The following is an 8,188-nucleotide window of genomic DNA, read 5'->3' on the forward strand; positions in this document are numbered from 1 at the left end:
CAGGATTGGTACTACACTAAGGGACATGTTGAATAGCACCGTTATTTTACAAGCAAGCCAAGATGCTGAATGGGATAGCTTTTTATCCGCGCATCCAGCTGGTCATTACACACAAAGCAGCCTGTGGGGGCAGCTCAAGGCCAGGTTTGGTTGGCAAGTGATACGCATCCTGATCAAGGATACTGACCAGATAGTTGGCGGAGCACAAATCCTGACACGTCATCTTCCGATCTGGGGGCATATCGGTTATATCTCCAAAGGCCCTGTGGTACATCCAGATCATCCGCAAGTGATTCAGCTGATTCTTGATGAAATCAGTACCCTTGCCAGGAGAGAAGCAATCTTTCTGGTCAGCATTCAGCCACCGGTTGACACACAAACATATTTAGACATCCTTATAAAAAATAGCTACAAGGTAAGCAGCTATTACGTTATTCCACCTTGTACGGTGGTCATCGACCTGACCCAATCAGAAGACGAGCTGCTCAGCCACATGAAACGGACGACCCGCCAGAATATACGCGCAGCCCAAGCCAGGGGTGTAATAATCAAGGAAGGTAGTTCAGCTGATCTGCCGGCTTTCTGCCAGCTTAAGCAAATGACCGAATCACGCAGTGAATTTGTCCACTACGACCAATGCTATTACGAGGAGGCCTGGCACCAATTAGCTCCAGGTGGCAACATGAAGCTTTGGCTGGCATACTTTGAGGAAGAGTTGTTGGCCGGCTTGATGGCGATCTACTTCGGTCAGTGGGTGGTGTATGCCTGGGCAGGCTCGACCCGCCTTTATCCTGAAAAACGACCCAACGATTTGCTCTTCTGGCATGCTATGCTCTGGGGCAAGGAACAGGGTTACCATTATTGCGATCTGGGAGGAATATCACCCATCGTCGCAGATGCGCTGTTGCAAGACCGAGAACCACCGGATTGTAAGGAAAAAGGGATCGCACGCTATAAACTGGGTTTCGGTCCGATGCACACCTTTCCACCAGCTTACGACAATATATTCCTCCTCAAACCGAAATGGATGGTTCGTAAAGCCATTGCCTTCGCGTGGGGTAAGGATCGGAAATTCGTCAGCCAGCTGATACGTGGTGTGAAGCGTTAATTGTGGATAAACCTTAAAAAAGTGATGCGAGCTCGACGCCATTGTATGATCGTTTTCAATGAATATCCGCTGGGAGAGACCCGCGTTCAACGCCAAGCCGAAGCCCTTTTAAGAAACGGTTTTGAAGTAGATGTAATTTGTAAGCGTTTAGCTGGCCAAAAGCCTGTGGACAGGTATAAAGGGGTGCGGATATTTCGCGAGAAGTATCATCTCGCCATGCCACTATTAAAAACTGGAAGCTTATGGCAGAGATTCCTGGATTATTTCCGTTTCTATTTTTCTGCGTCCGCCCGCTTGAACTTGTTATCTTCTCAAGAGCAGTACGATTCAATCCAGGTCCATAACTTGCCCGATTTCCTGGTCTTTTGTGCTTATAAACAAAAAAAGCGTGGCGTACCAATTATTTTAGATTTGCACGACCTGATGCCCGAGTTTTTCGCTGGCAGGTTCAGTGAGAGCAGCGCCTTGTTATCCAGGCTTATCCTCTGGCAGGAGAGAAAATCCTGTAACTTCGCCGACCATGTGATCACCGTCAGCGAGCATTGGCGCCAGGCTTTGATCAAGCGCGGTGTGCCTCCTTCAAAATGTAGCCTGGTGATGAATGTGGCTGATAGCACCATCTTCCATCCCCGGGATAATCTGCCATATAAAAAGCAGCAAGGTCATGGATTTCGTCTTATCTACCATGGCAGCATGGTACGCAGATACGGAATTGACCTGGTAGTGCAGGCGGTAAATCAGCTGCGTGAGGAAATTCCAGGTATTCACTTATCCCTGATCGGCCAGGGTGAGTTCCTACGCGATGTCATTGCAATGCTAGATGAGCTGAAGCTTCATAGCCACGTTAGCATCGAGCCAAAACACCTTGCTGAAGAGCTACCTCAGATGATCCTGGCCTGTGACTTGGGAATCGTGCCTTACCGCAATGATGTTTTCACCGATGGGCTGCTGCCAACAAAATTGATGGAATATGCCGCCTTAGGGCTACCCGTCGTGGCCTCCCGGACAACTGCTATGCGTGATCATTTCAGTGGTATGAACGTTGATTTCTTTGAGCCGGGAGATGTTGCCGACCTGTGTCGAGTAATCCGCTCGCTCTATCAAAATCCGGCTCAGCTCGCAGACCTGCGAAAAGGGTGCCGGGGTTATCTTGAACGCTATGATTGGTCGAAGATCAGCTCAGAATATGTCAGCCTGGTCAAAAACATTGACACTTACCAAGCCGTTTGATCAGAGAATTTACAAGCATAGGTCATCTGAATTCACCTTAAGCCATGCCAATAAAGATAGTTAATACCCTGAACGACCTCATCTGGCGAGATTTTATTGAAGCGCAACCACAGGCGAACGTCTATCACACACCAGAGATGTTCCAGGTGTTTTCCAATGCTGAGGGTCATCAACCTGCGTTATGGGCTGCGATCAAGGATGATGGTACTCTTTTGGCAATGTTGCTGCCAGTTCAGGTAAGTTTGCAAAATGGTTCACTTCACGCTTGGACTACCCGAGCAGTCGTCTACGGCAGCGTCCTTACCATCCAAGGGGAAGACGGGGCAGATGGACTACGTTTTTTGTTGCGCGAATACAATACATTCGCACGAGGGAAATTCCTCCTCACTGAGCTGCGCAACCAGTCACCAATCGACTCTATCCAACCCGTTCTCAGCGAGTGCGGTTATGCTTTCGAGGAGCACTTAAACTACCTGGTGAATCTCGACGTTTCAGAAGATGTGCTCTGGCATGGTCTGTCAAAAAGCTGCCGGCAAAGAGTGCACATTTCGATTGACAAGGGCACAATTGTACAAGAAGTGTCAGATTCTGATCAATTGGAAGCTGCCTATGGTAAATTACAAAGCGTTTACCAGCGTGTCCATGTGCCATTGGCACACATTAGCCTGTTTAAAGCAGCATTGGATATATGCAGCCCACTTGAGATGTGTAAGGTGTTTATCGCTAGTGTGGATAATACATGTATTGGAGCTTGTTTCAACCTCATCTATAACGGCCGAATGCATGCCTGGTATTCAGGGTCAGATCGGGCATATGCTGCGTATAATCCTAATGAATTACTAAAATGGCACTCCTTTTTGTGGGGCAAGGCGCATGGATGCCATACCTTCGATTTTGGCGGTGCGGGAAGACCAAATGAAGCGTACGGACCGCGTGCCTTCAAAGCAAAATTCGGCGGTGAATTGGTCAATTACGGTCGCAATGTCTGTGTCCATTCACCACTACGTTATCAGATCAGCAAAACGATTTACCGTGTAGCAAGAAAAATATCAACGACAAGCCCGAAGCCGTGTCAACCATTCGCTAAGCAGGTCAATAATATATTCATGTATTTAGCATATAATCGTCCCAACCCACCATTTATTGGTATAACGAAGGGTAACCAATGAAACATTCGACCTCTGAGCTCAAGAGTAAGGAATGCCAGGTGCTGTCTATCCCAAATATCAGAACGGAGAAGGGCGTTCATTCTGGTAACAATCTGCCCCTTCTCACCCAAATTCGATTATTCTTTCGAAGGCATCTAGACCTCGAAGCCAGGCGTAAGATAAAACGGGTTTTATTTCTTAATCGCTTATGGCAGCCAGAGCAAGTAAAAAATCATAATGCAATCGATCAGGACCAGATCCTACTTGAACGCCTCAACCTCCAAGCAGGTGATCGGGTTAGAATACGCTCGAGGGAGGAAATATTGGCGACTCTCGATGAGGAGGGTAAGCTGAAAGGTTGCAGCTTTATCGACGTTATGTGGCAGTATTGTGGTACAACCCAGAAAGTATTCAAGCCTGTACATCGCTTTGTGGACGAGCGTAATTACCAGGTGAGAAATGTGCGCGGCATGGTTCTGCTTGAGAATGTGATGTGTGACGGTACGGGCTTTTACGGCAGCTGTGACCGGTCATGCTTGTTCTTCTGGCGTGAGGAATGGTTAGAGAAGCTAGCAGAATAAGAATTTTATGATATGCTAAGCCATACATATGATAACCACTCAACAAATAACAAAATTACATTTTCACCTTGGATTTAATTCGTTGGTAAAAAGACGGATTTTACTTCTACCGATCTTGTTCTTGTGCCTGATTGTGGGCATCGGATTATTGGAAGATTTTCCCAATCTCCTCGTGCTGCTCCTTTCAAGACCGGCAACAATCGAACAAACTTACACACCAACCCAGTTATCCACCAGCGCTGATGTCTCGGCGGTTATCAATGCAGTCAGCAAGGATCGAATTCTCACAGATCTTCGTCGGTTGACGGGCGCCGAACAGGTCTGCCTGGATCACGGTTGCTTTACCATTACCAACCGTATGACGGGTAGTGTAGGATTGCAGTGGGCTCAAGACTACGTGGTTGAGCAGCTGACCGGCCTGGGATATTCTGTTCAAATCCAGTCCTGGTCGCGGGATGGCTATCATGATGAGAACCTCATCGTCCGAAAGCAAGGTATAGTTTCCCCCCAGGATGAAATCTATTTCGTCGCCCACATGGATGGTGTTAACGTGCCCGCCGCAGATGATAACGGCAGTGGTACGGTTGACCTGCTGGAGGTTGCCAGGATGGTCAGCCGCCGTGATTTTGAAAAAACCATCGTTTTGCTGTTTTCTTCTGGTGAAGAACAAGGTACCCAGGGTGTGAGTTATTACCTCGATCATCTAACTCCGGAACAGCTGGCTGCAATCAAATACGTGGTCAATGTTGACATGGTTGGATATGATAATAACCAGGATGGCATAATGGAGCTTTTCAATGGCGACCAAGATCAGGATTTTGTCCAGTTCTTGGCTGATATCATTGCGAGCTACCATATTAATCTAACACCTCAGATCGTTTCAGACTGTGGCTGAGGGGATGAAGGCCCCTTCCGTGCGAAGGGTCTCATTGCAGCAGTTCAGATCCAGGACTACAACGGTGAGAGAAATCCGAACTATCACAAAATCGGCGATGATGTCTCGCACATTAACTTCGATTACCTGTTTAGGCAAGCCAGGGCGAGTGCAGCATTTGCTTGCGAGTTGGCTGAAATCATTCCATTGGATGTCCGAATGGTTCTACCGGTAGTAATCTTTCAAGATTTCTAACACAAAATCTTGCCCGTTACCAGATTCGAAAACCTTCCGGATTGGAAGGTTTTTTGTTTTAAGCGGTTTTATTATCTAGACCATTTATATCAATCACGCATTGAGGTGTAATCTTGCGCTGTTATGATGTTCGAAGGTCCGGTCTATTAGTAGATGATTATTCTTATGACGATATATAATGGCTATGCGCATCATAAAGGGCCGGGGTAAGATATGTAATTTTCTATCGGGATGGTTATTCGTTATCTGCTTTGTAAATAATTGAACGGCATCGTCAGCATGAATCAAATCCACGTATCTAGATAAGTGATTCAAATAGATCAAACGACTATTTTATATTAGGAGTTGACAGAGATAAAAACCAATCCTATAATATCAAATAGGACTAAATATATCCGATAAAATCGGGGGTAAGACCTATTCATTGCTCTCTGGCATGGAGAAAAATATATGACAACGATTTCATCAAAAGATTGTCTCTCGCTCCCATCTTCAGGTAAGGGTCCGGGTGTCTTGGTTCTGCACGCCTGGTGGGGGCTAAATGACTTCTTTCGGGGTACCTGTAATAGGCTGGCGCAGGCAGGTTTTGTAGTTCTTGCGCCTGATCTATTTGCTGGACAGATTGCTCAAACTATTGAAGAAGCAGAGCAGCACAAGTCGGCGTGGGATGAAGAGCATGAAGTACCGCAAATCATCTTGCCGGCTGTAGACAATTTGCGGGAACATCCAGCTGTTGTTGGTCATGGCTTGGGGATCATCGGATTTTCAATGGGAGCTTATTGGGCGTTATGGCTGGCCCAGAAAAGACCTGAGTTGATCCGCTCCGTTGTTTTATTTTATGGCACCAATGGTGGGGGTGGTGACTTCCAGAAATCGCGGGCCGCTTATCTTGGTCACTTCGCTGAGCTGGATCCTTATGAGTCCGGATCCGGGATTCAGGAGCTGGAAAAGACTTTAAAAAAAGCACAACGGCCAACCAACTTTTATACCTATCCCGGCACCAGCCACTGGTTCTTTGAGCAAGATCGTGCAGATGCGTATGATGCTCAAGCTGCCGGGCTTGCCTGGGATCGAACGTTAGCCTTCTTGCTTGGTACTTTAGTGTCGGCGTGATCAAGCTGTGCTTTTCACACACCAAATTCTCGATGCAGCGATTGTTGCTCGATTTTCCTGATCACCTTAGCCGGATTCCCCACCACCACGGTATTTGCTGGGACACTGCGTGAGACAACCGCCCCCGCACCTACCACGGCATTCTTTCCGATCCTTACCCCAGGCAAGAGGATGGCACCGCCCCCGATCCAAACATTGTCTTCAATTAATATCGGTTTGGCGACTTCCCACCCTTGAATGCGCGATTCAGCCTGGAGGTGATGAGCTGCGGTATATATCTGGACAGCCGGTCCAAGCATGACATGATTACCGATATGCACTTTATTGCAATCCAGGATAGTACATAAAACGTTCAAATATACATATTCGCCGATGTATATGTTCTGACCATAGCAGCAATAGAACGGTGGCTCGATGATCGAATCCCGGCCGACATATCCTAACAGCTGAGAGAGGATAATAGTTCCATCATTTGGTGCTTCCGCCAAGTTGAAAAGGCTAACGAGTTCCTTGGCCTTCTGGCGTTCAAGCACTAAGGCAGGGTCGAGACAGTTGTAGGTTTCACCTGCCAGCATTTTCTCTTTTTCGGTCAAGTTATTCATATAATTACTCCCCTATCCTTCCTGGTCTCTTGATTAAGTTGATTCGGAAGCTGAAAACTGAAAAATCAAGACCACCCTAATTACGGTAAACAACATCTCCCCACATATCTTCGTCAGTGGCGGTTCCAATTATAAAATTCTATGCTAACTGGCTTCCCTTATTACAGTATACAGAAAAGTGAAGAGTTATTCAAGAACATTCGTAAAGATTAACAACTCAGCTGCACTATAAGATAGTGTGTCGAACGTTATTAAAGAGCTATCAGAAGTTTATATCGATCCGAGGGGTTGATAACTAAACAGAATATCCTCCAGATGAATAGGATTCAGTTACGAGGAGTCTAAAAAACCTAACCCCTCTCCCACCTGGATGAGGGGATGTGACTTATTGATCATCAGCCGAAGTTAAAATAATGATGTGCAAAATACTTCGTTGACAATAGGTGAGTATCCCTTATGCCGGCGATGCTTCAGGTTTGTATTCAATCGTCCCACGCATGCGGATAACGACGCCCACCGCCAAGCCCAAAGACAGCAAGTAAATTGCCCCGAAGATGGTCAGAAAACCCTTCGAGAGGCTGAAAGCTAGCACCAAAAAGATGGCGAATAACACAAATTGCAACCAGATCCAGGTGCGCAGCCTGCCCAGGTATGCCACATCCGAACCTTGCTTACTCGCCAGGAAGAACAGGTTGATGATGAAGAGACCTAAGAAGAGGAATTCTGCTGGTTGCATCAAGGTCATCCACCAGGAAGAGGGCGAAAACCTGCTCCACAAGTTGAGATAGTAAGAGTAAGGCCATAAGATCGCCACACCATCGAACCAAAATATCAGATCGAGCAGAATATGTAAAAGTATACCGATCCCCAACCCGATGCCCAGATTAAGCCAACGCGGGCGTTTTGTGATCAAACTCACCAGCCCGAAGACAGCGATCACAACCGCGATAGCGATCAAGCTATGCGTGAAGGTGCGGTGCAACCCTGTAGTTGGCAACTTAGCCACGGTTGCCACCGCTACCGTAAGGTTATCTGCGTCGGGTAGGATGCTCCCAAGCACGATCCCCAGCATCAACCAGGTGCGGTTCGGAGTCCACTTGCGTACTGCGTTACTGATCAATCCATGAATCCCCGCCTGAGCCATATACACCTCCTTCGTTTTCGGGTGTGGTAACCACACGATATGAATTGTTTCCACATTTGTTATAAAAAGTATATAACGAAAATTAAATAATTGCATTTATATGGAAACTCAGTTGGTGTAACATTCTTTCTGT

The 8,188-nt window shown here is 46.8% G+C and carries 8 protein-coding genes; 6 read left to right on the top strand and 2 right to left on the bottom strand.

Annotated elements, in window-relative coordinates:
* Positions 1–25 precede the first annotated feature (25 nt).
* The 6 genes from C3F13_12970 to C3F13_12995 all read left to right on the top strand — a co-directional run bounded on the left by C3F13_12970 (position 26) and on the right by C3F13_12995 (position 6,309).
* A complete protein-coding gene (locus C3F13_12970) occupies positions 26–1,108 on the top strand; it encodes a hypothetical protein (GenBank protein ID PWB51816.1) in 1,083 nt (360 codons plus the stop codon).
* A gap of 24 nt (positions 1,109–1,132) precedes the next feature.
* The gene (locus tag C3F13_12975; protein PWB51817.1) at positions 1,133–2,338 is read left to right on the top strand and encodes a hypothetical protein; all 1,206 of its coding nucleotides are present in this window, start codon (positions 1,133–1,135) and stop codon (positions 2,336–2,338) included.
* Between the two features lie 44 nt (positions 2,339–2,382).
* On the top strand, positions 2,383–3,507 hold the full coding sequence (locus C3F13_12980) for a hypothetical protein (protein ID PWB51818.1): 1,125 nt from the start codon (positions 2,383–2,385) through the stop codon (positions 3,505–3,507).
* A complete protein-coding gene (locus C3F13_12985; GenBank protein PWB51819.1) occupies positions 3,504–4,067 on the top strand; it encodes a hypothetical protein in 564 nt (187 codons plus the stop codon). The genes C3F13_12980 and C3F13_12985 overlap by 4 nt, the downstream gene beginning before the upstream one ends.
* Positions 4,068–4,095: 28 nt before the next feature.
* Positions 4,096–4,962, top strand: a complete 867-nt coding sequence (locus C3F13_12990; protein ID PWB51820.1) for a hypothetical protein — start codon at positions 4,096–4,098, stop codon at positions 4,960–4,962.
* Positions 4,963–5,646: 684 nt separating this feature from the next.
* Positions 5,647–6,309 carry a dienelactone hydrolase family protein gene (locus C3F13_12995; protein PWB51821.1) on the top strand — a complete coding sequence of 221 codons (663 nt, stop codon included), beginning with the start codon at positions 5,647–5,649 and terminating at the stop codon, positions 6,307–6,309.
* A 14-nt stretch (positions 6,310–6,323) separates the two neighbouring features.
* On the opposite strand, the gene C3F13_13000 is transcribed toward C3F13_12995, so the two are convergent.
* The gene (locus C3F13_13000; protein ID PWB51822.1) at positions 6,324–6,911 is read right to left on the bottom strand and encodes a hypothetical protein; all 588 of its coding nucleotides are present in this window, start codon (positions 6,909–6,911) and stop codon (positions 6,324–6,326) included.
* A gap of 454 nt (positions 6,912–7,365) precedes the next feature.
* Positions 7,366–8,151 (bottom strand): hypothetical protein, encoded by a 786-nt coding sequence (locus tag C3F13_13005; protein PWB51823.1) that lies wholly within the window; start codon positions 8,149–8,151, stop codon positions 7,366–7,368.
* Positions 8,152–8,188 lie beyond the last annotated feature (37 nt).

The sequence above is a fragment of the Anaerolineales bacterium genome (assembly GCA_003105035.1).
Taxonomy (GTDB): Bacteria; Chloroflexota; Anaerolineae; order Anaerolineales; family UBA4823; genus FEB-25.

Bases quoted from the DNA above. Each gene is read 5' to 3' on its own strand.
- C3F13_12970 (PWB51816.1), top strand. From the start codon at position 26: ATGTTGAATAGCACCGTTATTTTACAAGCAAGCCAAGATGCTGAATGG.
- C3F13_12975 (PWB51817.1), top strand. From the start codon at position 1,133: ATGCGAGCTCGACGCCATTGTATGATCGTTTTCAATGAATATCCGCTG.
- C3F13_12980 (PWB51818.1), top strand. From the start codon at position 2,383: ATGCCAATAAAGATAGTTAATACCCTGAACGACCTCATCTGGCGAGAT.
- C3F13_12985 (PWB51819.1), top strand. From the start codon at position 3,504: ATGAAACATTCGACCTCTGAGCTCAAGAGTAAGGAATGCCAGGTGCTG.
- C3F13_12990 (PWB51820.1), top strand. From the start codon at position 4,096: ATGATAACCACTCAACAAATAACAAAATTACATTTTCACCTTGGATTT.
- C3F13_12995 (PWB51821.1), top strand. From the start codon at position 5,647: ATGACAACGATTTCATCAAAAGATTGTCTCTCGCTCCCATCTTCAGGT.
- C3F13_13000 (PWB51822.1), bottom strand. From the start codon at position 6,911: ATGAATAACTTGACCGAAAAAGAGAAAATGCTGGCAGGTGAAACCTAC.
- C3F13_13005 (PWB51823.1), bottom strand. From the start codon at position 8,151: ATGCAATTATTTAATTTTCGTTATATACTTTTTATAACAAATGTGGAA.